This is a genomic window from Nocardia sp. 852002-20019_SCH5090214 (genome assembly GCF_001665865.1).
Classification (GTDB): domain Bacteria; phylum Actinomycetota; class Actinomycetes; order Mycobacteriales; family Mycobacteriaceae; genus Nocardia; species Nocardia nova.
The window spans coordinates 244,482-266,897 of the sequence record NZ_LZMK01000393.1 but is presented as its reverse complement, the minus strand read 5'-3'; the positions used below and the strand labels follow the sequence as shown (position 1 = coordinate 266,897).

At 68.4% G+C, this 22,416-nt stretch carries 27 protein-coding genes and 1 pseudogene; 15 read left to right on the top strand and 13 right to left on the bottom strand.

The window, feature by feature from the left end:
• Together glp and A5780_RS32985 are read right to left on the bottom strand one after the other, a co-directional pair.
• Positions 1–1,254 carry a gephyrin-like molybdotransferase Glp gene (gene glp / locus A5780_RS32990; protein ID WP_030515109.1) on the bottom strand — a complete coding sequence of 418 codons (1,254 nt, stop codon included), beginning with the start codon at positions 1,252–1,254 and terminating at the stop codon, positions 1–3.
• 68 nt (positions 1,255–1,322) lie between these two features.
• Positions 1,323–2,276, bottom strand: coding sequence for a UTP--glucose-1-phosphate uridylyltransferase (locus A5780_RS32985; RefSeq protein WP_030515108.1), 954 nt, complete (start codon positions 2,274–2,276; stop codon positions 1,323–1,325).
• A 292-nt stretch (positions 2,277–2,568) separates the two neighbouring features.
• On the opposite strand from A5780_RS32985, the gene A5780_RS32980 reads away from it, so the two are divergent.
• From A5780_RS32980 to mscL, 4 genes are all read left to right on the top strand, one after another.
• Positions 2,569–3,264: a 5-formyltetrahydrofolate cyclo-ligase gene (locus A5780_RS32980; RefSeq protein WP_064911001.1), complete on the top strand. Its 696-nt coding sequence runs from the start codon at positions 2,569–2,571 to the stop codon at positions 3,262–3,264.
• 120 nt (positions 3,265–3,384) lie between these two features.
• Entirely contained in the window at positions 3,385–3,705 is a 321-nt protein-coding gene (locus A5780_RS39580) for an FmdB family zinc ribbon protein (protein ID WP_082976855.1), read from the top strand.
• A gap of 159 nt (positions 3,706–3,864) precedes the next feature.
• A complete protein-coding gene (gene cpaB, locus A5780_RS32975; protein ID WP_064911035.1) occupies positions 3,865–4,599 on the top strand; it encodes a Flp pilus assembly protein CpaB in 735 nt (244 codons plus the stop codon).
• A gap of 144 nt (positions 4,600–4,743) precedes the next feature.
• The gene (gene mscL / locus A5780_RS32970; protein ID WP_063009130.1) at positions 4,744–5,151 is read left to right on the top strand and encodes a large conductance mechanosensitive channel protein MscL; all 408 of its coding nucleotides are present in this window, start codon (positions 4,744–4,746) and stop codon (positions 5,149–5,151) included.
• Between the two features lie 39 nt (positions 5,152–5,190).
• Here the strand turns inward: mscL and A5780_RS32965 are convergent, their stop codons facing one another.
• From A5780_RS32965 to A5780_RS32940, 6 genes are all read right to left on the bottom strand, one after another.
• Positions 5,191–5,877: an MspA family porin gene (locus tag A5780_RS32965; protein ID WP_064911000.1), complete on the bottom strand. Its 687-nt coding sequence runs from the start codon at positions 5,875–5,877 to the stop codon at positions 5,191–5,193.
• 107 nt (positions 5,878–5,984) lie between these two features.
• Positions 5,985–6,206: a hypothetical protein gene (locus tag A5780_RS32960; protein WP_030515103.1), complete on the bottom strand. Its 222-nt coding sequence runs from the start codon at positions 6,204–6,206 to the stop codon at positions 5,985–5,987.
• Positions 6,207–6,213: 7 nt separating this feature from the next.
• A complete protein-coding gene (locus A5780_RS32955; RefSeq protein WP_081879443.1) occupies positions 6,214–6,708 on the bottom strand; it encodes a molybdenum cofactor biosynthesis protein B in 495 nt (164 codons plus the stop codon).
• 98 nt (positions 6,709–6,806) lie between these two features.
• Positions 6,807–8,348 carry a trypsin-like peptidase domain-containing protein gene (locus A5780_RS32950; RefSeq protein ID WP_082955866.1) on the bottom strand — a complete coding sequence of 514 codons (1,542 nt, stop codon included), beginning with the start codon at positions 8,346–8,348 and terminating at the stop codon, positions 6,807–6,809.
• A gap of 194 nt (positions 8,349–8,542) precedes the next feature.
• Positions 8,543–9,940, bottom strand: coding sequence for a HAMP domain-containing sensor histidine kinase (locus A5780_RS32945; RefSeq protein WP_082857009.1), 1,398 nt, complete (start codon positions 9,938–9,940; stop codon positions 8,543–8,545).
• A gap of 89 nt (positions 9,941–10,029) precedes the next feature.
• On the bottom strand, positions 10,030–10,719 hold the full coding sequence (locus A5780_RS32940) for a response regulator transcription factor (RefSeq protein ID WP_030515099.1): 690 nt from the start codon (positions 10,717–10,719) through the stop codon (positions 10,030–10,032).
• A gap of 368 nt (positions 10,720–11,087) precedes the next feature.
• On the opposite strand from A5780_RS32940, the gene A5780_RS32935 reads away from it, so the two are divergent.
• From A5780_RS32935 to A5780_RS32915, 5 genes are all read left to right on the top strand, one after another.
• Positions 11,088–13,973: a sensor histidine kinase gene (locus A5780_RS32935; protein ID WP_064910999.1), complete on the top strand. Its 2,886-nt coding sequence runs from the start codon at positions 11,088–11,090 to the stop codon at positions 13,971–13,973.
• Positions 13,970–14,380 carry a roadblock/LC7 domain-containing protein gene (locus A5780_RS32930; RefSeq protein WP_174554973.1) on the top strand — a complete coding sequence of 137 codons (411 nt, stop codon included), beginning with the start codon at positions 13,970–13,972 and terminating at the stop codon, positions 14,378–14,380. The genes A5780_RS32935 and A5780_RS32930 overlap by 4 nt, the downstream gene beginning before the upstream one ends.
• A gap of 8 nt (positions 14,381–14,388) precedes the next feature.
• Positions 14,389–14,763, top strand: a complete 375-nt coding sequence (locus A5780_RS32925) for a DUF742 domain-containing protein (RefSeq protein WP_030515096.1) — start codon at positions 14,389–14,391, stop codon at positions 14,761–14,763.
• Positions 14,764–14,914: 151 nt separating this feature from the next.
• Positions 14,915–15,538, top strand: a complete 624-nt coding sequence (locus tag A5780_RS32920) for an ATP/GTP-binding protein (protein WP_051755848.1) — start codon at positions 14,915–14,917, stop codon at positions 15,536–15,538.
• A gap of 23 nt (positions 15,539–15,561) precedes the next feature.
• Positions 15,562–16,389: an MHYT domain-containing protein gene (locus tag A5780_RS32915; protein ID WP_064905827.1), complete on the top strand. Its 828-nt coding sequence runs from the start codon at positions 15,562–15,564 to the stop codon at positions 16,387–16,389.
• 99 nt (positions 16,390–16,488) lie between these two features.
• Here A5780_RS32915 and A5780_RS32910 read toward each other — a convergent pair whose 3' ends face one another.
• Positions 16,489–17,139 carry a hypothetical protein gene (locus A5780_RS32910; RefSeq protein ID WP_063014270.1) on the bottom strand — a complete coding sequence of 217 codons (651 nt, stop codon included), beginning with the start codon at positions 17,137–17,139 and terminating at the stop codon, positions 16,489–16,491.
• Positions 17,140–17,529: 390 nt separating this feature from the next.
• Here A5780_RS32910 and A5780_RS32905 point away from each other — a divergent pair, with 390 nt between their 5' ends.
• Entirely contained in the window at positions 17,530–17,946 is a 417-nt protein-coding gene (locus A5780_RS32905; RefSeq protein ID WP_146098712.1) for a hypothetical protein, read from the top strand.
• A 273-nt stretch (positions 17,947–18,219) separates the two neighbouring features.
• Here A5780_RS32905 and rpmF read toward each other — a convergent pair whose 3' ends face one another.
• The 3 genes and pseudogenes from rpmF to mrf form a co-directional block, all read right to left on the bottom strand.
• Positions 18,220–18,393, bottom strand: coding sequence for a 50S ribosomal protein L32 (gene rpmF / locus A5780_RS32900; protein WP_063014266.1), 174 nt, complete (start codon positions 18,391–18,393; stop codon positions 18,220–18,222).
• 1 nt (position 18,394) lies between these two features.
• Positions 18,395–18,673: a type B 50S ribosomal protein L31 gene (locus tag A5780_RS32895; RefSeq protein WP_063014264.1), complete on the bottom strand. Its 279-nt coding sequence runs from the start codon at positions 18,671–18,673 to the stop codon at positions 18,395–18,397.
• A 4-nt stretch (positions 18,674–18,677) separates the two neighbouring features.
• Positions 18,678–19,911, bottom strand: a pseudogene (mrf, locus tag A5780_RS32890) (ribosome hibernation factor-recruiting GTPase MRF).
• 166 nt (positions 19,912–20,077) lie between these two features.
• Between mrf and rpmB the strand changes: the two are divergent.
• The 4 genes from rpmB to rpsR all read left to right on the top strand — a co-directional run bounded on the left by rpmB (position 20,078) and on the right by rpsR (position 21,138).
• Positions 20,078–20,314, top strand: a complete 237-nt coding sequence (gene rpmB, locus A5780_RS32885) for a 50S ribosomal protein L28 (RefSeq protein ID WP_063014262.1) — start codon at positions 20,078–20,080, stop codon at positions 20,312–20,314.
• Positions 20,314–20,481 carry a 50S ribosomal protein L33 gene (rpmG, locus tag A5780_RS32880; protein WP_062964848.1) on the top strand — a complete coding sequence of 56 codons (168 nt, stop codon included), beginning with the start codon at positions 20,314–20,316 and terminating at the stop codon, positions 20,479–20,481. The genes rpmB and rpmG overlap by 1 nt, the downstream gene beginning before the upstream one ends.
• The gene (rpsN, locus tag A5780_RS32875) at positions 20,481–20,786 is read left to right on the top strand and encodes a 30S ribosomal protein S14 (RefSeq protein WP_030515086.1); all 306 of its coding nucleotides are present in this window, start codon (positions 20,481–20,483) and stop codon (positions 20,784–20,786) included. The genes rpmG and rpsN overlap by 1 nt, the downstream gene beginning before the upstream one ends.
• 97 nt (positions 20,787–20,883) lie before the next feature.
• The gene (gene rpsR, locus A5780_RS32870) at positions 20,884–21,138 is read left to right on the top strand and encodes a 30S ribosomal protein S18 (protein WP_040722001.1); all 255 of its coding nucleotides are present in this window, start codon (positions 20,884–20,886) and stop codon (positions 21,136–21,138) included.
• Positions 21,139–21,198: 60 nt separating this feature from the next.
• Here the strand turns inward: rpsR and A5780_RS32865 are convergent, their stop codons facing one another.
• The gene (locus A5780_RS32865) at positions 21,199–21,759 is read right to left on the bottom strand and encodes a LysM peptidoglycan-binding domain-containing protein (protein ID WP_063014260.1); all 561 of its coding nucleotides are present in this window, start codon (positions 21,757–21,759) and stop codon (positions 21,199–21,201) included.
• A gap of 187 nt (positions 21,760–21,946) precedes the next feature.
• Between A5780_RS32865 and A5780_RS32860 the strand changes: the two genes are divergently transcribed.
• On the top strand, positions 21,947–22,408 hold the full coding sequence (locus A5780_RS32860) for a hypothetical protein (protein ID WP_051755844.1): 462 nt from the start codon (positions 21,947–21,949) through the stop codon (positions 22,406–22,408).
• Positions 22,409–22,416: the final 8 nt, after the last annotated feature.

Sequence of the window (22,416 nt, the reverse complement as noted above, 5' to 3'; positions counted from 1 at the left end):
TCACCCGCGCTGTGCGAGAAATGCGACCTGGACCTCGTCACCGGTGCGAATATCGGTGACCTCCGGGTCGATGACGATCAGGCTGTTGGCCTCGGCCAGGGTCGAGAGCAGATGCGACGAGCCGTTCACCCCCAGCGGCTGCACCAGGTATTCACCGGTCTGCTCGTCGCGCATCAGTTGGGCGCGCAGGTAACCGCGACGGCCCTCCATCGAGGTGATCGGCATGATCGTGCGGGCCCGCACCACGCGGCGCATCGGATGCCGGCGGCCCAGCGCGATCCGGATCAGCGGCCGCACCATGATCTCGAAAACGACTAGGGCGCCAACGGGATTCGACGGGAGGAGGAAGGTCGGCACCTCGTCGCGGCCGAGCCGGCCGAAGCCCTGTACCGAGCCCGGATGCATGGCCACCCGGTCGATCGTCAGCTCACCCAGCCCCTCCAGGGCCTCGCGGATCTGCTCGGAGGCCCAGCCGCCGACCGCACCCGCGATCACGACGACCTCCGAACGCACGAGCTGTCCCTCGACCACATCGCGCAGGCGCTTGGGATCGGCGCTGACGATGCCGACCCGATTCACGTCGGCGCCGGCGTCGCGGGCGGCGGCGGCGAGCGCGTAGGAGTTCACGTCGTAGACCTGTCCCGGGCCGGGCGTGCGATCGATGTCGACCAGCTCACCACCGATCGAGATCACCGACAGCCGCGGCCGGGGATGCACCAGCACCTTGTCCCGGCCGACCGCCGCCAGCAGGCCGACCTGCGCCGCACCGATGATGGTGCCCGCCCGGACCGCGATATCGCCGGGTTGCACGTCGTCACCGATGCGCCGCACGTAATCACCGGAGCGAACCGGCTCGTAGATCTTGATCCGGGCCCGGCCACCGTCGGTGAAATCCAGCGGCAGCACGGCGTCGGCGAGGGTCGGCAGCGGCGCGCCGGTATCGATGCGCACCGATTGCCGCGGCTGCAGTCGGATCGGCTGGCGCGAACCGGCCGCGACCTCGCCGACCACCGGCAGCGTCAGCTCGATGGGATCGCCGTCCTCGGTGCGGATGTCGGCGCCGGCGCCCTGCACGTCCACGCTGCGCACGGCATAACCGTCGATGGCGGCCTGATCGAATCCGGGCAGCGGACGCTCGGTGACCACGTCCTCGGCACACAGCAGACCCTGAGCCTCGGAGATCGCGACCCGGACCGGCCGCGGGGCCACGGCCGCCGCGGTCACCTTGATCTGCTGGTCCTCAACCGAGCGCATGCCGCCCTTCCCCTTTACTCCGACTGATCACCCGGTCCCGCGGTGACGGGACCCGGCCGACCCCGTCGTCACGACGAGATCAGCTGCGGGTTCCAATCCGGAGCAAGCCGACGCTGCAACCACTCGCGCAAGGCGGGGCCGTATTCGTCTCGCTCCAAAGCGAAATCGACCGCAGCACGAAGATAACCGCCAGGGTTGCCGAGGTCGTGGCGCGACCCACGGTGGACAACGACATGTACCGGATGTCCCTCCGCGATCAGCAGCGATACGGCGTCGGTGAGCTGCAGCTCACCGCCCGCACCCGGCTCGATGCGGCGCAATGCGTCGAAGATCGCACGATCGAGCAGATACCGGCCCGCGGCGGTGAAGGTCGACGGCGCCTCCTCGAGCGCCGGCTTCTCCACCATGCCGACCACACGCAGCACGTCGGGGTTCGTACTGTCGGTCACCGGCTCCACGTCGAAGACGCCGTAGGCGCTGACCTCCTGCTTCGGGACGTCGATCGCGCACAGCACCGTGCCGCCGCGTTTGCGGCGGACACGGCTCATCACGTCGAGGACGCCGCAGGGCAGCACCAGATCGTCGGGCAGCAGCACCGCGATGGCGTCCTCGTCGGGGTCGAGCGCCTGCTCGGCCTGGGCGACGGCATGGCCCAGCCCGAGGGGCTCGTCCTGCACCACCGAGGTCACATCGAGCAGGCCCGGAGCCTTGCGCACCTTCTCCAGCAGCTGGAACTTCCCGCGTTCGGCGAGCGTGCTCTCCAGCACCAGGTCCTCGACGAAGTGGGCGACGACCCCGTCCTTACCGGGCGAGGTCACGATGACCAGCCGCTCGGCGCCCGATCCGGCGGCCTCGGCGGCCACCAATTCGATACCGGGCGTGTCCACCACCGGCAGCAGCTCTTTCGGCACGGTCTTGGTCGCGGGCAGGAACCGTGTCCCGAGTCCGGCCGCGGGGACCACCGCGGTACGGAAGCAGGAACTCACGGCCTGCGTCGCGTCCGATCCGGCGTCAGCTGTCATAAGTGCACACCCTATCCATCGCTCTTGTCGTCGGACCGGCTCAACACCGGCCCGGCATCTGGGAAGCCTAGGCGGCCGCGGCGGCGCCGTCGCACCGAAACGGTGCGGCAGCAACCCTGCCGAGGTCCGCCGCCGACCCCCGCGACTACCCGTCGGGGAACCGGCCGCAACCATGGTTTCACTGCGTTACCAGCGTGTTCGCGATACCGCGTCGGGTCAGCGATTCCCCGCCGAGGGCACCTGGAAACACGGGAGCGGGCAAACTCACCGTTCGCCCACCTAGGGTGAGCCTGTGGAGATCGCCGGTCAGCGGGACAAGGGGCGGTGGCGAGCGGAATTGCTGGCCGCCCGGGCGGCGGTGCCGCCGGAGGTCAGGGCCGCGGAGGCCGACGCCCTGGCCCGTTCCGTGACGCGGGTACTTGACATCGACCGGTCGCGTATCGATGGGTCCGGTGGCGAGCGGCACCGCCCGGCGGGCGGATCCGGCTCTGGTGCTCCGGGCTCGGCGTGGGTGGCCGGGTATCTCCCGGTCGCGGGTGAACCCGGTTCGGTGGCGATGCTCGACGCGCTGCGGGCCGCGGGGGCTCGGGTGATGGTCCCCGTGACCGGACCGCCCGGACCACTGGACTGGGCGGAGTACACCGGAATCGAAGGGCTGCGGCGCGCCCGCTACGGCCTGCTCGAGCCCGAGGGACCGCCGCTGGGCGTGGCGGCGATCGAGTGGCCGGAGGTGATCGTGATACCCGCGCTCGCCGTCGATCGGCGCGGCGTGCGGCTGGGACGAGGCGCCGGCTACTACGACCGGACACTGCCCGCGGCACGACCGGACGCACGCCTGGTGGCCGTCGTCCGGGACTCGGAACTGCTGGATGTGTTGCCGGAGGAACCCCACGATCGGCGCATGGGCTGGGCTCTGCTGCCGGAGGCCGGGCTGTGCACGCTCGACGCGGACGATCGCCGGATCGACGTCCGCCCGGTGCCACGGTGAGAGCGAGACCACCGCACCGGCGCCCGACCGCACCGGCACCATGGGAATCAATACCGGATTGGCACTGTTGGCACTGTCGGCTGTAGAGTGCTAAAAGACGAAAACCGTGGAGGTTCGCAGGTGCCTACTTACTCGTATCAGTGCACGCAGTGTGGCGACAAGTTCGACATCGTGCAGTCGTTCTCCGATGACGCCCTGACCACCTGCGAGAAGTGCAACGGCAAGCTGCGCAAGCTGTTCAACTCGGTCGGCATCGTCTTCAAGGGCAGCGGCTTCTACCGCACCGACAGCCGCAACGGCTCCTCGTCGGCCAGCGAGCCCGCCGCGAAGTCGAGCGAATCCAAGTCGAGCGATTCGTCCGCCTCGAGCAGCTCGGCCGGCTCGTCGAGCAGCTCGGGTTCGTCGTCGAGCTCCTCGCCGACGAGCACCGCCGTCGCCTGACCCGGCCCGCAATCGGGCGGCCACGGACCGCCCGGTCGGCCACTGTCTTCTGTCCGCGCCGGTCTCCGGTTGTCCACAGCCTCTTCGTTATCCACAGAGAAGTTCTGACCTGCTCTTTTCCGGGATGACCGAGCTGCTGCGGCCCCTACGGTGGCCGGTATGCGGACCTTGCGATTCGATCGTCTACGCCCCCTCGACGCCGATCTCGGCCGTGCTCGCGGCACCGAATTCCTGTCCCGGATACGGCCACCCTGGCTCGACGTGACGCTGATACGGCGCCTGTCGGCCGTCGGACTGGCCGCCGCCGCGGCCGTCGTCGCCCTACGCGGCGACCCCGCCGGGCATCGCACGCCGGTCGTCGTCGCGGCGCGGGATGTGGCACCCGGACAGGTGCTGTCCCCCGCGGATCTGCGGGGCGCGAACCTGCCACCCGACGCGATACCGGACGGCGCCGTCACCGATCCCGCGAAACTGCTCGGCGCGACCTCCACGGGCGCCGTGCACGCCGGGGAAATACTGACCGATCTCCGGATCGTCGGCCCGCGGCGGGCACCCGCGGCGACCGGTGTGCCGAATGCCCGGATCGTGCCGATGCGATTGGCGGACAACGCCATTGCCGATATTCTTCGGCCCGGCGACCGGGTGGACGTGGTCGCCGCGGAAGAGACCGGCGGCCACGGCGATCCGGATACGGTTGCGCCACGGGGGCGTTCACCGTCCGCGCACACCCTCGCCTCCGATGCCGCGGTGGTCTTGATCTCCGGCGCCGCCGACGCAGGCTCCCGGACCCGAGCCGCCCCCGAACGAATCGTGCTGCTGGCACTCGATCCGGGCCATGCGACCACCGTCGCGGCCGCCTCGTTGCAGACGGCGCTGACCGTGGTGTTTCACTGATGTTCGCTGTGTTCGCCAAGCATTTGCCGTAACTGTCCGTTAGCATCCCGAGTACCTCATTCGATAGCGGAAAGCGATCGCATCGGATGCCACGACCAGACCGAACGGCGAGGCGGGGGCACGCCGGATGAGACAGGAGCCGCAATGCTGAAGGGTTTCAGGGATTTCCTGCTCCGTGGGAACGTGATCGATCTGGCGGTTGCGGTGGTCATCGGTACCGCGTTCACCGCGGTCGTCACCGCCATCGTGAACGGAATCGTCAATCCCCTCTTGGATTTGTTCGGCGGCGCGAACGAACACGGCTGGGGCTTCTATCTGGATTCCAGTAAGCCGTCCACGTTCATCGCACTCGGCCCGATCGTCACCGCCGTAGTCAACTTCATTCTGATCGCGGCGATCTTGTACTTCATCCTGATCCTGCCGGCGGGCCGCCTGATGAAGCGATTCGGCACCGAGAAGGAAGCGGTGATGACCGAGGTCGCACTGCTCGCCGAGATCCGCGATCTGCTCTCGGAGAGCAGCAAGAGCGCCGGCGGCCGGCACGAGTTCTGAGATCGAATCCGCAGGCCGCCAGGGGTATCCGGCTCGGGCTCAGCCCAGGCTGAACGGCTCGCCCCACAGCGTCACCCATGAGATGACGTTGTCGGTCTCGACCTCGACGCTGACGAATGCGCGCGCCTGCGCGTCACCGCCACATCCGGTCAGGCCGATGGTTTCGTCGGACCAGGCCACCGAACCGCTGTCACCCCGGAACTTGTTGCGGGGCTTGTGCACATCCTGGCCGACGTCGTCCTTCTCCTCGATGTCGAGGACATAGAACGACTTCGCCTGGCCCGGCGCGAGAATCAGATTGCCGCCGACATTTCCGCCGGCATCCGGCTTGGCGTTCTCGCCGTCGCTCCAATCCATGCTCGCGCCGGGACCGCCGTCGACGCCGACACCGGAGATGTCGACCTGGCAGCCCACGGTGTACCCGGGGTAGATGCTGGCGCCCACGACGGTCGTGTCGCCGGACAGTTCGACATGGGCGTTACCCGAGACCCGGGCAGTGCGGTGCACCGCCGGGACAACGATCGCCGGATCGATGGTCGCGGATTCGCCGTCCAGCCGGACATGCACCACGGTGCCGTCGGACAGCGTCTTGGACAGGTCGCCGCCGGGCAGCGTGACGAAGGTGCCGGCGTTGGCGGCGCCGGTGGAGAACAGGCCGAGCGCGGCGGTCGCCACGGCACCGATGCCGGCGATGCGCGCACCCCAGACCCGACCGTTCGTATTCATATTTCTCTCATCAGCTTCTTGCGGTCGGCCGCGATGAACGTCGAGATTCACAGCTGCCGACAGGGGACGGTGACATGCCTCGGCATCCGAGGCACCGCAAAGTCCGATTATCCGTGATGTGGCGGGACCTGCGCGCGCAGCCAGTCGTCCCCGGAGCGGGGCAACTCACCGTCGGGGGCGCGCTCGTCGCTGCTGGTGCGCGGCAGCGCCTCGCCGAAGATCCGCGCCAGGCGCGCGGACTCGGCGGCCGAACGGGTGCGCCCCTTCGCCGGGCGTTCCGCCGATTGCGAATCGTCCGGGCGCTGCGCCCCCGCCGGCCGGTCGGTCATACCGCGATTATTCCGCCAATCCGGACAGTTCGTCGACGACCCGGCTCACGAGCGGACCGAGCGTGGCCATGCCGTCGCGAACGGCGTCGCGCGTGCCGGGCAGGTTGACGACCAGGGTGCTGCCCGAGACGCCGGCCAGACCACGGGACAGACCGGCGTCGAGCGAACCGGCCGCGAGTCCGGAGGCGCGCAGGGCCTCGCTGATTCCGGGCAGTTCGCGATCGAGCACCTCCAGGGTCGCCTCCGGGGTGACATCCCGCGGCGACATACCGGTGCCGCCCACGGAGATCACCAGGTCGACCCCGCCGATGACGGCGGTGTTGAGGGCATTGCGAATCTCGATCTCGTCACCGGCCACCGACACCGTGGCATCCACGAGGAAGCCGAATTCGGTGAGCAATTCGGTCACCAGCGGGCCCAGCGAGTCCACCCCGCCGTGCGCGGTTCGATCGTCGACGACCACAACAAGTGCCCGGCCCGCCACGGGAGCATCGATTTCCATATTGCTCACCGTAGCGTCCGTGGGCGACAACCACTCCGGTCCCCCGGGCTCGTCGGCGTCGGGTGTCGGGAGCACTGTCAAAGGACGCGGTTCACGGATCATCGGCCACCCTCCGCCGGTGCGGCGCCGAGGGTCACCTCGACGGTTTTCGGATTCTGTCCCTGTGGATCGGTGTAGGTGACCTTTACCTTGTCACCTGGTTGGTGCGACCGCACGGCGGCGATCAGCGAATTGCCCGAGTCGATGACCTGATCGTCGACGCGGGTGACGATCGCGCCCGACGGGATGCCCGCCTTGGCGGCCGGACCGTCGGGTGTCACGTCCAAGACCCGGGCGCCGTTGACGTCGTCCTGCGCGCGCACCGAGATCCCGATTTGAGCATAGGTGGCGTGACCGGACTTGGTCAGTTCGTCGGCCACGCGACGGGCCTGATCGACCGGAATCGCGAAGCCCAGGCCGATCGATCCGCTCTGCGAACCGGGCATCTCGGAGGCGCCGAGCGTGGCGATCGCGGTGTTGATGCCGATCAGCTTGCCGTTCGTATCGACCAGCGCGCCACCGGAATTGCCGGGGTTGATCGCGGCGTCGGTCTGGATCGCGGAGATGACCGTGCCCTGTGAGCCGGCCTCACCACTGGTCGACACCGGGCGGCTGAGCGCCGACACGATCCCGGTGGTGACGGTTCCGGCCAGGCCCAGCGGCGAGCCGACCGCCACCACGGGCTGGCCGACCATGAGGTTGCGCGAGGTGCCCAGTTCGATCGGCGTCAGGTTGGTCTTACCTGCCGCCTTGATGACGGCCAGATCCGACACCGGGTCGACACCGACGACCGAAGCATTGGCGGTACTGCCGTCCTGGAAGGCGACCTCCATCTTCGCGTTGGGACCGGCACCGCTGGCGACATGGTTGTTGGTGAGGATCAGCCCGTCCGAGGACAGCACCACACCCGAGCCCTCGCCCTCCGCGCGGGCGCCCGCGACGCGGATCATCACCACGCTGGGGAGGACCTTCTGCGCGACCGCGGGGACGGATCCGGGCGGCGCGCTCGCCGAGGCCGGATCGACCGGAGCGGGCGCGTTCAGGGCATTGTTGACCGGCGCGTTGTTGTCAGAACGCGTGGCGAGGCTGCCGACCGCACCGCCGATACCACCCGCGACGAGCGCCAGCACGACGGCGCCGGCGAGCAGCCCCGCCCGGCCGCGGCGGCGAGGTGTCCCGGCGTGGACACCGCTGGGATCGACGCCGGGTGGATACGGTTCGCCCGCGCGATGTTCGCCGGTGGCGGCGTAGGGCGTACCGGAGGGGTACGAGCCGGGCTGCTGATAGCCCTGACCCGAGGCGTGGCCCGGCGCGGCGTACGGGTTGTACGGCGGCATCGGCGCGGTGTGCGCGGGCTGTTCCTGCGGTCCCCCACTCGGACCCGCCGGTCCCGGCGACTGCGCACCGGCTTCGGCACCACCGGCCTGCGACGACGGCCCTGCCCATTGCGACGGTTGTCCCCACCCGCGCGACGCGTTTCCGGCATCGCCCTCCGGCGAAGCGGGCTGCGCCCCACTCGACGGCGACGTCGGCTCGGGCCCTCCCGACTGGGGAGTCGAACCGGTCGGCTCGTCGCGCCTGTCCCTCGAATCCTCGGTCATATTTCTCGTTTCTCCTCGAGTCTGTCGCCCAGCCTGGTGACAGCGACTGAGAGCGGACTGAGACCGTGCTTTCAGTTCTCCGTGACTCCCTGCCGTATCCGGCCGCCGCAGCCGGGTTTCCGCGGGACGGTACGCATGCGTGCCAGTTTATGGGGCCGCCCCACGCGCGCCCATCGATTCCGGATCGCCGCTGATCACTCCCGGCGGTCGGCGGCGGTCGGCGGTTCGCCGGGAAGGACGATGCGCACCAGCGTGCCACCGCGTTCGGAGGTGTCCACGGTGATCGTGCCGCCGTGCTTGGACACCACCTGCTTCACGATGGCCAGCCCCAGTCCGGATCCGGGCATCGATCGCGACGCCGTGGTGCGGTAGAAGCGTTCGAAGACCAATTCCCGTTCCTCCGGCGGAATGCCCGGCCCGGCATCATCGATCGCGATTTCCATGAGCCCCGGCCCGGTTTCGCGCATGGTCAGGACGACCTGCGCCTCCGGCGGACTCCACTTCGCCGCGTTGTCGAGCACGTTGAGGATGGCCCGCTCGAGTCCGGCGTCGTGGCCGTAGACGAACCACGGCCGCAGCTGCGCCGAGAATTCGACGTCCACGCGCCGCCGCCGCACCCGTTCCAGCGCGCGCTCGGCGACTTCGCCGAGATCGACCCGCTCGTAGACGGTTTCGGGCGCATCCTCGCGAGCCAGGTCCACCAGGTCACCGACCAGCGTGGACAACTCCTCGATCTGGGCGATCACATCCGCGCGCAGCCCGGCCATATCCTCCTCGGGAATCGGCGGTGCGTCCGGGCGCGAGGAGGCGATGAGCAGTTCCATATTGGTGCGCAGCGAGGTCAGCGGCGTACGCAATTCGTGTCCGGCGTCGGCGACCAGCCGCCGTTGCCGGTCGCGAGATTCGGCGAGCGCCCGCAACATCAGATTGAAACTCTCGGTGAGCCGCGCCAGTTCGTCGTCACCGGTGACCGGAATCGGCGCCAGATCGTCGGTGCGCGCGACGCGTTCGGTGGCCGCGGTCAATCGCGCGATGGGCCGCAGCCCCGTCCGCCCGACCGTCGCACCGGCGGCCCCGGCGACCAGCACGCCGCAACCTCCGATCGTGAACAGCAGCCACGCGAGCCGGTCGAGCACTTCACGGGTGGGTTCCAGCGACCGCGAAATAACCAGTGTCGCACCGGATTTCGTGCGCCGGGCGAGTACGCGCTGATTGTTCGCGGTCCGCAGCGAGACATCGGCCTTTCCGTGCGCCACCGCCATCTCGGCCGGGCCGATCGGCGGATCCATCGGTTGCGGCGGGGCATAGGGCACATCGACGTCGGGATAGATCAGCGCGATGCCGATATCGTTGGAGTACAGGCTGCTGAACATGATGATCGCCTGGAAGCCCTGCAGGTCGATGTTGTTCTTGACCATCACCTCCGAGCGGCTGCGCAACTGACTGTCCACATCGGCGTACAGGGCGCGGGCGACCAGTGCGTAGGCGGCGATCGAGGTCACCGCGACGGCGATCGCCACCACCGAGGCGGCCAGCAGGGTCACCCGCCAGCGCAGCGACACCGAGCGGGTCAGCGGCATCGGCGGGCGCATCTCGTGCGGATCGGGGCGCGGCCCCAGCCGAGCCACACGATCGGGGCGGCCGCCGTGCCCAGGATGAGCTCTTGCCACGACGACCCGGCCTACGGAGGAGTCTCGCGCAGCACGTAACCCACCCCGCGCACGGTGTGGATCAATCGCGGCTCCCCCTCGGCCTCGGTTTTGCGGCGCAGATAGCCGATATAGACCTCGAGCGCATTACCGGAGGTCGGAAAGTCGTAGCCCCAGACCTCTTCCAGAATGCGGCTGCGCGTCAGCACCCGGCGCGGATTCGCCATCAGCATTTCCAGCAGCGAGAATTCGGTGCGGGTCAGGCTGATGGCGCGCTCCCCGCGCGATACCTCGCGCGTCACCGGGTCCAGGGACAGATCCGCGAAACGCATCGTCTCCGAGGAATCGGTGGCCGCGTCGGGGGCGGTGCGGCGCAACAGCGCGCGCAAACGCGCCAGCAATTCCTCCAGCGCGAACGGTTTGGGCAGATAGTCGTCGGCGCCGGCGTCGAGGCCGGCCACTCGCTCCGATACCGAATCCCGGGCGGTCAGCACGAGAATCGGCAGATCGTCACCGGTGCTGCGCAGGCGGCGGCATACCTCCAGGCCGTCCAGCCGCGGCATCATCACATCGAGCACCAATGCATCGGGCCGGGACGCGCTGACCTTCTCCAAGGCGTCGACGCCGTCGACCGCCAGCTCGACGGAATATCCATTGAAGGTGAGCGACCGGCGCAGCGACTCGCGCACCGCGCGATCATCGTCGACTACCAGAATGCGCATGGCCTCCAGTTTGACCGGATCGACTGAGAGCCGACTGAGAACCGACCATTCGACACGCCGCGCATCCACAACAGGTGACCTGCGGAATCATCGAAAATAGTTCCGAGAAGTATCTGTTGCACACGAAAGTTGTTGCGCCGAGCCGTTTTAGACCGTTGTCGCCGGACCCCTCCAAATTGCCGCGAACGTGTTCTCGCGGTATGTTGCCTGCGGTAAAAGTAAACCTCTAGTTGGTTCTCAACCCGTTGGACCCGAACGGCCAGACGCGGGCGGCGGCCGGAACCCGGGGCACGTGCGCGAGCGGAGGCGACGGAAGCGGGATGGGCACTGCACCGCGGCCATGGCAGAGGAGTCTGTCCAATCTGTCCGTGACTAGCAAGGTCGGCATCGTGCTACTGCTGCCGGTCGTGCTGGCATCGGCATTCGCCGTTCTTCGAATCAAGGACGAACTCGGCACCATCTCACAGCTGAACACGGCCAGTGAGCAGGCGCGGATCATTCGGCCGACCCTCGACTTCGGTTCGGCGGCCAACAATCTCGCCGTGACCCTCGGCAACGGCGAACACGTTCCGCAGTCGGCGCTGGACCAGGCCGCGGCCCGGTTCGACCAGGCCGCGGCGGATCTGCAGACGGCGCTGCAGAATTCGGCGACCGACAAGCGGGTCGCCACCGAACTCACCGAGGCGCTGGCGGCCGGGCGCACGTTGCGCAACAGCCTGCACGGCGGCGCGCCGCAGGAGGTCGTCAAACAGGCGAGCGAGGTGAACGGCCACGTCAGCAACGCCGTCTCGTCCCTGGCGACGCCGAAGGAGACGACCCTCGAGCGCTATTACGTGCAGATGGGTGTCATCGCCATCGCCCGCCAGATGTTCACGCAGCAGCAGCTGGCCCTCGAGAGCGGTGAGATCGGCAACAACCCGGCCGTGCTGGCCCAGGTCCTGACCGCCACCGGCGCCGAACTCACCATGATCAACCAGTACGCGGTCGTGCAGCCGGAATCGGCGCTGAAGCCGGATGTGCTGCTGGGCGCGCTGCAGACGCGTATCGCGGCGATGAGTCAGAACGCGGTCGAGCCGATCAACGTGCCCGGTGTCGTGCAGTCGATGCAGACCAGTACCGACACCTACAACGAGGCCACCAACCATCTGGTCGACCTGATCGACTCCGGACTGTCGGACCGCTCGGTCGACGCGCGCGGCACGGTCCTGCGCGATGTGGCGCTGGTGGTCGTGACCCTGCTGGCCGGTCTGGCCCTGGCGCTGGCGGTCGCCCGCTCGCTGGTCGTCCCGATTCGCCGCCTGCGCCGCGATTCGCTGCAGGTCGCGCATACCGACCTGCCCGCCGAGCTCGCGGTCGTGCGCGGCGGCGGCGCGACTCCGGAGATCGTCCCGGTCGACGTGCAGACCACCGAGGAGATCGGTCAGCTGGCCCGAGCGGTCGACGACATGCACCGCCAGGCGCTGTTCCTCGCCGCCGAACAGGCCCGCCTGCGCCTGCAGATCAGCAACATGTTCGAAACGCTCTCGCGGCGTAGCCAATCGCTGGTCGAACAGCAGCTGTCGCTGATCGAGGATCTGGAACGCGACGAGGACGACTCCGATCGGCTGCAGAGCCTGTTCCGCCTCGACCACCTCGCCACCCGCATGCGCCGAAACGGCGACAACCTGCTGGTGCTCGCCGGTACCGCGTTGCGCCGCGGCCATCTGCCGCCGGTACCGCTGTCGGACATGCTGTGGAGTGCGGTCTCCCAGGTCGAGGACTATCAGCGCGTCGAAATCGGTTCGGTGCCCGACGGTATCGTCGCCGGTGAGCCCGCCGTCGACATCGAGCATCTGCTGGCCGAGCTGATCGACAACTCGCTGCGCTACTCGCCGCCGAACACGCCGGTGGCGGTCTCGGTGTCGCGCGCGGTGGACGGCGGATATCTGATCGAGATCACCGACCGCGGCCTCGGCATGTCCGCCGAGGATATGCGCGCGATCAACGAGCGCCTGGCCTCCGGTGGTGAGGTCACCATCGAAACCGCGCGCCGCATGGGTCTTTTCGTGGTCGGACGGCTGGCGGCACGGCACACCATCACGGTCGGCCTGCGCCGCACCTCCACGATGGCACAGCAGCCGGGCATCACGGCCAGCGTGCATCTACCAGGTGCGCTGGTCTCGCCCGCGGAGGCCGTGGTCCCGCCGGCCATCTCGACCTTCACCACGCCGATCGCGGACTTCCCCTCCCCGGTCACCGAGTTCCCCGCTCCGGGCCGCACTCTCACCGCGGTGCCGAATCCGCCGGAGCGGTTCGGGGACAGTTCGGAGCCGGCCCGATTCACCAGCGCCGGACTGCCGCAGCGACGCCCGGCCGGTCAGTCGGACTCCGAAACCGCGGCCCCGGTCACCCGGCTCACCCCGCTGCCCGATGTCGCGGAGACCGACAACCGAGCGGCGGAACCCGTCGACGACGGCGTACTGCGCGGTGCCGAGACCGGACGTGAGGACGTTTTCCACGACGACCGCGCCGAGGAGCCTCCCCGCGACGAGCGCGCCGAGGCCGAGGAGCCCGAAACCGCGGGCCGCGGCGAAAGTTTCGCTCCGGCCTCCGATCCGTGGAACCCGGTGACCGACCGCGACCTGGAACAGATCGCGCCGCCCCGGCGTCCCGCCCCGGCCGATCCGCGGCCGCAACCCCAGCCGCAGCCGCAGCCCATCGATATCTGGGCCGAAACGGCGATCATGGCCCCGGCGCAGCGCGCTCCGGACCGCGAACCGGCGCCGCTGTCCCGCCACGGCGCGACCCTCGCGCCACCCCGGCCCGACGCCTACCAGCACGATGCCCACCAGCAGGATGCTCAGGCGCCGGCCAAACCGGAATCCCCCACGCCGATCTATCAGCGCATGGTGTCGGAATGGCTGGTCGAACCGTCCTCGAACGCGCCGACCGGCGCCTGGTCGTCTCCCGCCGACGAGGGCTGGGCGGCGGCAGCGGACGCCAGCAGCCCGACCGCGACCACCCGTACCTCGGGTGGCCTGCCCATCCGCCGGCCCGGTGCGCAGCTGGTGCCCGGCGGACTGACGCAGGAGGATGTCGTCGAGGCTCGGGATCCGGAGGAAATCCGCAACAACTTGTCCAGGCATTTGAGCGGCGTCCGCAGCGGCCGCGTCAGCGTCCGAGACAACACGGCCCAGTACGACCCGGCCGATACGGCCGGCTACGACCCGGCCGGGCGGAACAACGCTCAGCAGAACGACGGAGGCTTTGCATGACCGACACTGCGCAGAACACCACAGACGAGAATATGAACTGGCTCGTCACCCGCTTCACCAGAGAGGTGCCTGGAGTCTCGCACGCGGTGCTCGTGTCGGCCGACGGCCTGCTCCAGGCGACCAGCCCGCATCTCCCGTCCGATCGCGCCGAACAGCTCTCCGCGGTGACCGCCGGTCTGGCGAGTCTGTCGGCGGGGGCGGCGCAATTGTTCAACGGCGGCAAGGTGATGCAGTCGATCGTCGACATGCAGCGCGGCTACCTGCTGGTGATGAGCGTCGGCAACGGCTCGCACCTGGCGGTGCTGGCCAACAAGCAGCACGACATCGGCCGCATCGGTTACGAGATGGCCCTGCTCGTCGATCGAGTCGGATCGGTCGTGCAAGCCACGGCCCGTTCGGCGGTCTGACGATTGCGATGTCCAGCTCGTTCGGAGCCGGGTCCGGCCGGCCAACCACACGCGTCCGTCCTTATGCGCTGACCGCTGGGCGCACCGAGCCCGCGGTCGAACTGCCCCTCGAGGCCGTCGTGGAAACACTGCCCTACGCCAATCAATTCGATTGGCCCGCAGGCGATATTCGAACAGATATTCTGCGTCTGGGCGCGGGTCGGCTCTCGGTCGCCGAAATCGCCGCCCATCTGCAACGTCCCCTGGGCATGATCCGGGTGGTGATCGGCGACCTCGTGGTGGCCGGAACCCTCCGGGTGCACACCACGCTCAGCGAGGACGCCAGTTTCGACGAGCGGCGATCCCTGATGGAGAGGACCCTGCGTGGACTCCGTGCCCTTTGACACCACGGCACCGCCCCAGAACGCCGCGGCGCCCTCGACTGCCGAGCGTTATCCGCCGCTACCGCAGACGAATTCTTCGCAGATCGCTCAGCCCGGAGCCAATTCCCCCGGCTCACACCCACAACCGCCGCTTCCATACCAGAATCCCCCCATGCACTTTCAGAACTCGACGGCTCCGACGCCGCCCCACCCGGAGCTCGACAGCCGCACCGCCTCGACCAAGATCGTGGTCGCGGGCGGGTTCGGCGCCGGGAAGACCACCTTCGTCGGTGCGGTCTCGGAGATCGTGCCGCTGCGCACCGAGGCCATGGTGACCGGCGTATCCGACGGTATCGACGACCTGTCCGCCACCCCGGGCAAGGAAACCACCACGGTGGCCATGGATTTCGGCCGCATCATCCTGCCCGGCAATCTGACGCTGTACCTGTTCGGCACGCCCGGACAGCGCCGATTCTGGTTCATGTGGGACGACCTGATCCGCGGTGCGATCGGCGCCGTCGTGCTGGTCGACACGCGCCGGATCGAGGACAGCTTCGCCGCGGTCGACTTCTTCGAGGCGCGCGGGCTCCCGTTCCTGGTGGCCGTCAACAGATTTCCGAGCGCACCGCGTTTCCCGGTCGCCGAACTGCGTGAGGCGCTGTCGATCCGCGAGGGTGTGCCGGTGGTCGACATCGACGCCCGTGACGCCGGGGAGGTGCGGCGGGCGCTCGCCGCGGTCACCGAATACGCGATTCAGCGGTTGACCGCCACCCACGCGACGGTGGGACAGAGCTGAGCGGTGCGAGCGGAGGGGAAGCGATGAACTACTTCACCATGGGGTACTGGGTGCTGGGCCTGGCACTCGGGGTTTCCGCGGCCGGCGCGGTCGTAGGACTGGCGTGTGTTCGCCAGTCGACGCTCTCGGTCACCGCGCGGTTCCGGATGGTGTGGCTCACCGCGGCGGCAGTGTCCATCGGCGGCGTCGGCACCTGGCTGGCGGTCTACGTCACCATGCTCGGCATCGGGGTGTCGACCGGTGAGATCCGTTACGACATCGCCCGGATGGTCGTAGCGACGGTCGTCGCGGTGGCGGGGGTCCTGGCGGGACTGGTGATCACGGGCAAGGTGAGCACGATCGTGCGGGTGATCACCGGCGGCGTGGTGATGGGCCTCGGCATCGGGATCATGCATCTGCTCGCCATGGGCGCGATCCGAGTGCAGGGATCGGTCGATGTGAACATCTGGATGTCGCTGGCGGCGGGAGCGCTGGCCATCGTGGCCTCGATCGGTTTGCTCTGGGCCACCACGCGTTTCGCCGCGATGCTGCCCCTGGCCGGTGCGGCCGTGCTGTACGCGGTGGCGGTCACCGCTGTGCACTACCTCGGTCAGGCCGGGGTGCACGTCCATCTCGACACCGCGGTCGGCCAGCCCGGCGGCGACGATCTGTTCACCCTCTTCGTCCCGGTCTTCGTGGTGGGCACGCTGTCGCTCGCGGTACCGATCACCGCGGTCCTGGTCGCACCCGACCGCACCGGTACCACCCGCTCGCGGCAACTGGCTCAGGCGGCGAATTCCACTGCCGGGCAGACCGCGTCGCCGGCCGCCAAGGCGCGGCCCGCGGGACGGACGCCGCAACCGGTGGGCTGAACCCCTCCGCGCCGGCCGGCCGGACGGGGCCGAGCCGCACACAGACGAGAATCGGGGCGGGCCCTACGGCCCGCCCCGATTGCGTTGCGCTGTCCGAGATTACGATTCGGCGGGCGCGTTGATCCGGTTGAAGTACTCGATCGCGACCAGCACGCCGGAGATACCGCCGACGCCGACCAGACCGGCCGCGGCACCCAGCGGGGCGCCCAGGGCGGCACCGGTCAGGCAGCCGCCGATCCAGCCCGGAACGACCAGGAACGGGGTGCCGAGGACAGCGCCGAGCACGCAGCCGCCGGCCAGGCCGATCGCGGTGCCGACGAGGGTGCCGATGCTGGTGGCGATACCGAGCTCGTTGATCGCGCTCTGGTTGGCCGCGTCGAGATCCGAACGGCTGGCCACGTCGTGCAGCATCTGCGCCGGGTGGGCGGCAGCGCGGTCGGTGCTCGGGACCAGCGTGGCCTGATTGCCGTCGATCTGCGCGGCGATCGGGTACTCCAGACCGTCGTGCTGATAGCTCAGCGGAAATCCGGCTACTACCTTGCCCTGGTTGTCGCGAACCTGGAACTCGTTGCCTTCGGTCGTCAGCGATCCGGCGTCGGTCTTCACCACGACGGATTTGTCGACAACGTTTGCCGTGTAATGAATATCGGGGTTGGCGGCCGGAGCGGGAGCTGCGAATGCGGTGCCTGTGGAGATCCCAAGAGCAGCGATGACCAGAGCCGATGTTGCGGCGAACTTCCTGAGCTTCATTCCCTCATACACTTTCTTCAGCAGTTTGCGGCGCCGATACCCTGGCGCCTGAGCTCGAAATCGAAACCCTTAGACAGGCTGTCGTGACCCCATTACGAACACGTAACAAAGGCCGTTAATAAGCCGCCAAGAAGATGCCAGGAATGTTAAGAAGCTGAAAATTCGGACATTTTCGGGCCGATGAGCACCAGTTGGCAAATGTGCAGCCGCCCGCGAACCGGCCTCTTCCACTTCCGAATCGCGGTGGCGTCCGCACCCCTCACGGCCACGCCGGAACCGTCGCCCCACGGCATGGGCGCCCCGGTCTCGATGCACGGGAGGGGCTCCGCGAATTACAGTGTGGAGCAGGCAATTCGGCCCGCCGCGGAAGCGATGAGAGAGGTACCGGATGTGACTCCGGAGCAGGAAGCGATGTTGCGCGATGTACAGGTTCAGCTGCGTGGCCCCGGTTTGGCGGGCTGGCCCCAGCTGGGCGACGACGATGGCACGGACGGCGGCGCCATTTCGGAGCGGACGGTCGTCGAGGCGCTGGGTGCCGCGCTACGGCAGATCGGCGAGCTGCGCACGGAGATCGCCGACCTGGAGACGACTGTGCTGGAACTGACCGGACAGACGCCGCCGCCGGCCGAATTGCCGTGGCCGCTGTCGCTGGTGGCCGCCCTGCTGGAGAATCCGGCGGCGGTAATCGGCGAGCAGATCGCGCGCTGGGAGTCACTGCTCGACGCGCTGCGACCGAGGCCGGACGAGGCTCCACAGCCCGGGCAACGAGCCCTGGAAGCGCCGCCCTCTTCCGAACGACAGGGGTGAAAGGCCCCGAAAGTGGCGATGAGCGGGTTCTCCTGTCACCAGGAGAACCCGCCCTCAGCCACGAGGGTACCGGCATCGGCCTCGGAAGGCAGCGTTTCCACCGGACTTTTTCCGACGCCAAAAACCAACCAGCAGTTGCCGATTCACGTTCCAGCTACCACATCGCAAGCCCAGCGGCGACGATATCCCAGCTGACTCCGGTTTGTTCGATAACCAAGTGATCGCTCGATTCAGGCAAATGATACAAACCATCGACTGATCGAAACGTGTGTCCTACAGCCGCTTCGGGTCGACCAGCCCACGCCGGACGGCCGCGACCAACCGGCGCGGGACCTTGTGGACGACACCCCCGACACTCACCGGCACCAGGTCGGGAGCAGTCGCCTTCCAATTCGAACGCCGGCTGTGGGTATTGGCGCGCGACAGGCGTCGCTTCGGGACCGCCATATCAGTTCTCCCCGCGCACCGAGTCGGGACGCGGTGTGCGCCTGCCGTATTTGCGTTCGAATTTCTCCACCCGGCCCTGGGTGTCGAGGACGCGGTGCGCGCCGGTCCAGAACGGGTGGGAATCCGCGGTGACATCGACGGTGATCAGCGGATAGCTGTTGCCGTCGGACCATTCGACGGTGCGGACGCTCGTCGCCGTCGAACGAGTGAGGAAGCGTGTGCCGGTGCTCACATCCTCGAAGACCACCGGGTGGTACTCCGGGTGAATCCCTGATTTCATCGCCCTACCTTTCATTCGGCCGGGAATCGACACCGCGGCCGCTCGAGTTGTCGGATTGTGTTGTCTCGCAAGGGTCCTCGTGGAATTCGCCGAACGGATCGGCCCAGTGCGCGACCAGATCCGGCGCATTGCGCAGCAGGATCATCTCGCCCTCGTCGAGCAAGGCCCAGTGCAGCGCGGTACGGATCTCGTCCGCATCGGCGCCGCAGGTGAGGATCACCAGCGAGATGTCACGGTCCCCGAAATCCTCGTCCCAGCGCAGTGCCGCCAGCGCGCGCCGATCGGGGTCGACACACGCCAGTTCCGCGGGACTCATCGCCGCGAGCCACCGTCCCGCGTCGCCGACCCGCAATCCGCCACCGGCGGATTCCAGCCACACCACACGCTCGGGCTGAGTCGCCAGCCATATCCGCCCGCGCGCGGTGATCACACCCTCGAAGAGCACATCCAGCGCTTCGTGCAGGCGGGTCGGATGAAATGGGCGAGCGGTGGCGAATTCGATCAACGCCACACCGTGTTCCTCCACCAGCGGCGGCCGGCCACGCAACAGCGGCGCATGTGCGTCGAAGACGCGGCCGCGCCGGGAATCGGCGGGAATGCGGTCGAGTAGCATCTCGATGCGCGCCGCGGCGATGTCGCGCCCGTCACCGGCCCAGATCGACGGGGCCCGGGGGCACCAGCCGATCCACGACCGCCCGCACCACGTCGCGCTCCGCGTCGCTCACCTGATCGGCTGCGAAAACCACCAGCGCATCGGCGAATTCGACCTGTCCGACGGCGAGCTGCGCCACGGTTCGATCGTCGTCCCCAGGCCCTCCCGCCCGTTCGTCGACGGTCTCGTCACTCAGCGCGTCCGCCGGCCAGCTGCGCGCATCGAGGCCGGTGACCACCGCCTCGATCCGCACATCGCGACCGGCAGGGCCGTCCACGCGGCCCACCAGGCCGACCACGGGTACGGTGTCGATCGCGTGGCATACGGCTTCCGCCTCGAAGGCCGGGTCGAGCGCGATCACGATGCGGCGCACCGAATCCCGGGCCGCCAACCGGCACAGCAGCGGCAGCAGATCGGCGCGCAGGGTGCAGGAGACGCAGCCGTGCGCGAGTTCGTGCACGCTCGCGGTCTCCCGGCCGTCGAGGCGCACCCGGCGACGCACCACGCCTTCCCGCAGCGAACTCAGATCGTGTCGCACGACGACCGTGCCGGGCGCCGCGCCCAGCAGTTGTGCGATGTGGTCCATGCCGTCCGCGACCGGCCCCTGGAAGCCCGCCAGCAGCACGACGGGCGTGCGGCGGTCGGGATGTGACAGCACCGGAACCCCTTTCGATAACGATTTTCATTTGCTACAGCCTCACGGTACAGTCTGCGGCGACCGTTGTCGAAAATCATTTTCAGAAAGGAGCCCCATGTCGGCCCACTGCCAGGTCACCGGCCGCAAGCCGGGCTTCGGTAAGTCCGTCTCGCACTCCCACGTTCGGACCAACCGGCGCTGGGATCCGAACATCCAGCGCAAGACCTACTTCCTGCCCAGCGAGGGCCGCCGCATCACGTTGCGGGTCTCGGCCAAGGGCATCAAGACCATCGACCGCGACGGGATCGAAGCGGTCGTGGCCCGGATCCGGGGTCGCGGGGAAAAGGTCTGATGGCGCGCAGCAACGAGATCCGTCCCATCGTGAAACTGCGGTCGACGGCCGGTACCGGGTACACCTACGTCACCCGCAAGAACCGCCGCAACGACCCCGACCGCATGGTGCTGCGCAAATACGATCCGCTGCTGCGCCGGCACGTCGAATTCCGCGAGGAGCGGTGATGGCGAAGAAATCCAAGATCGCGCGCAACGAGCAACGCCGCGACATCGTGGCCCGCTACGCCGAACGCCGCGCCGAGCTCAAGGAGCTGATCCGCGATCCGGCCACCGACGACGATCGCCGGGCCGCAGCGCAGCTCGCGCTGCAGCGGCTGCCGCGCGACGCCAGTCCGGTACGATTGCGCAATCGGGACGCCACCGATGGCCGCCCCCGCGGTCATCTCCGCAAGTTCGGACTATCCCGGGTACGTGTGCGCGAGCTGGCCCACCGGGGGGAGCTGCCCGGTGTACACAAATCGAGTTGGTAGACCATCGCAGATCTCGTCGGAAGGAACCGGCAGGAGCGGTCGGGGCGCCCGCGCGACAGCGTAGGACCAGAGCTCACGCCGAGAAAGGATGGCCCACATGGCAGTCAAGCGAGCACCGTCGAAGCGGATCCGCGCCGAACAGGCCCGGCGGCCCAAGAAGAACCCGCTGATCGCGGCCGGCGTCGAAACCGTCGACTACAAGGATGTGAACCTGCTGCGCACGTTCATCTCCGACCGCGGCAAGATCCGTAGCCGCCGCGTCACCGGACTCACCCCGCAGCAGCAGCGGCAGGTGGCGGTCGCGGTGAAGAACGCGCGCGAGATGGCGCTGCTGCCGTTCACCAGCAGGTAGCGAACGGACAAACGAGCGCCCCCGATGCCGCGGCATCCGGGGCGCTCGGTCGTTTCCCGGTCAGGGAATGGTCAGCAGCTGACCCTCGTTGATGACATCCGGATTCTCGATGCCGCTCGCCCCGGCGATCTCCAGGTAGCGGTTGCCGTCGCCGTAGAACCGTTCCGCGATGGCCCACAGCGTGTCACCGGACTCCACGGTGTAGGTGCGGGGTTCCGGCGCCGCCGGCGGCGGAGGCACCTGCTCGGCGGCCGGAGCGGCGACCGGCTCCTCGACCACGATCGGGCTGTCGGTGTTGGTACCCGACGCCCACAGCGAGGCGCCGTCCCGGCCGTACAGGACGAGGTTGCGGTCCGATTGCAGGACCAGATGATCGGCGGCCTGCCCGTTGGTATCGGTGGCCCAGACGGGCCCGCTGCCGGAGTACAGCACGAAGTTGCCGTCCTCCTGCAGTACGGCGCGCTCGACGCCCCGCTCATGGGTCATGGTCGCCCACACGACGGTGCCGTCGGGCTCGGAAAGCACCAAGTTGCCGTCATTTTGGAGAGTCAGCGTGTACGCGCCGCCCTGAAGGGCCTGACCCAGGCCGAGTTCCTCGCCTACCTGCAACGTGTCGCCCACGCGGTGGATCCTTTCGAGAAGAGGTCGTGTCGATCGGTGATTCGATGGCGCAGAACCGCATTCGCTCATCGTTTGCGAACACTACTTGGCGCGCCCCGGATTTCGCAGCAGTTACGCGCCGGCGTTCGCAGAATGTTCACTGGGACGTGGCTCACAGCCACCTCGCCCCCGCCGATAGGGTGACTCCATGGACTCCATCCCCGGACGACGCCGCATCGCAGCGGCGGCACTCGCGCTCCTCGCACTACCGGCCCTCCTGGTCACCGCCTGCGGGAACTCCGACAACGGTGGGGCACAAGCGAATACGACGACAGCCGCGGTGAGCACTCCCACCGAGCAGAATCCACCGCAGCCCGGCCGGATGTTCACCGCCAACTCGACGATCACCAATCCGCACCCGCTGCCGTTCGACAGTTGGAGCCGGGTGGCTCCGGACCGGATCGCGGTGAATTTCCAGATCGGCTCACCGGAGTGTTACGGCGTGGACGCGACCACCACCGAAACCGACAGCACCGTCACCGTCGCCCTGAAGGCCGGCACCCTGCCCGAGGCGGCCGGGCGCATGTGCACCATGATCGCCGTCTTCGGCACCCTGGAGATTCCGCTGAAGAAGCCGCTGGGCGACCGGAAAGTGTTGAGCGCGAACTGATTCGCCCG

Coding starts and splice junctions, on each gene's coding strand:
- A5780_RS32910 (WP_063014270.1), bottom strand. CDS start 17,139: ATGAAGCTCAGGAAGTTCGCCGCAACATCGGCTCTGGTCATCGCTGCT.
- rpsR (WP_040722001.1), top strand. CDS start 20,884: ATGGCAGTCAAGCGAGCACCGTCGAAGCGGATCCGCGCCGAACAGGCC.
- rpmB (WP_063014262.1), top strand. CDS start 20,078: ATGTCGGCCCACTGCCAGGTCACCGGCCGCAAGCCGGGCTTCGGTAAG.
- rpsN (WP_030515086.1), top strand. CDS start 20,481: ATGGCGAAGAAATCCAAGATCGCGCGCAACGAGCAACGCCGCGACATC.
- A5780_RS32930 (WP_174554973.1), top strand. CDS start 13,970: ATGACCGACACTGCGCAGAACACCACAGACGAGAATATGAACTGGCTC.
- A5780_RS32940 (WP_030515099.1), bottom strand. CDS start 10,719: ATGCGCATTCTGGTAGTCGACGATGATCGCGCGGTGCGCGAGTCGCTG.
- A5780_RS32895 (WP_063014264.1), bottom strand. CDS start 18,673: ATGAAATCAGGGATTCACCCGGAGTACCACCCGGTGGTCTTCGAGGAT.
- glp (WP_030515109.1), bottom strand. CDS start 1,254: ATGCGCTCGGTTGAGGACCAGCAGATCAAGGTGACCGCGGCGGCCGTG.
- cpaB (WP_064911035.1), top strand. CDS start 3,865: ATGCGGACCTTGCGATTCGATCGTCTACGCCCCCTCGACGCCGATCTC.
- A5780_RS32915 (WP_064905827.1), top strand. CDS start 15,562: ATGAACTACTTCACCATGGGGTACTGGGTGCTGGGCCTGGCACTCGGG.
- mscL (WP_063009130.1), top strand. CDS start 4,744: ATGCTGAAGGGTTTCAGGGATTTCCTGCTCCGTGGGAACGTGATCGAT.
- A5780_RS32920 (WP_051755848.1), top strand. CDS start 14,915: ATGCACTTTCAGAACTCGACGGCTCCGACGCCGCCCCACCCGGAGCTC.
- A5780_RS32965 (WP_064911000.1), bottom strand. CDS start 5,877: ATGAATACGAACGGTCGGGTCTGGGGTGCGCGCATCGCCGGCATCGGT.
- A5780_RS32925 (WP_030515096.1), top strand. CDS start 14,389: ATGTCCAGCTCGTTCGGAGCCGGGTCCGGCCGGCCAACCACACGCGTC.
- rpmG (WP_062964848.1), top strand. CDS start 20,314: ATGGCGCGCAGCAACGAGATCCGTCCCATCGTGAAACTGCGGTCGACG.
- A5780_RS32955 (WP_081879443.1), bottom strand. CDS start 6,708: ATGGAAATCGATGCTCCCGTGGCGGGCCGGGCACTTGTTGTGGTCGTC.
- A5780_RS32985 (WP_030515108.1), bottom strand. CDS start 2,276: ATGACAGCTGACGCCGGATCGGACGCGACGCAGGCCGTGAGTTCCTGC.
- rpmF (WP_063014266.1), bottom strand. CDS start 18,393: ATGGCGGTCCCGAAGCGACGCCTGTCGCGCGCCAATACCCACAGCCGG.
- A5780_RS32860 (WP_051755844.1), top strand. CDS start 21,947: ATGGACTCCATCCCCGGACGACGCCGCATCGCAGCGGCGGCACTCGCG.
- A5780_RS32945 (WP_082857009.1), bottom strand. CDS start 9,940: ATGCGCCCGCCGATGCCGCTGACCCGCTCGGTGTCGCTGCGCTGGCGG.
- A5780_RS32950 (WP_082955866.1), bottom strand. CDS start 8,348: ATGACCGAGGATTCGAGGGACAGGCGCGACGAGCCGACCGGTTCGACT.
- A5780_RS32960 (WP_030515103.1), bottom strand. CDS start 6,206: ATGACCGACCGGCCGGCGGGGGCGCAGCGCCCGGACGATTCGCAATCG.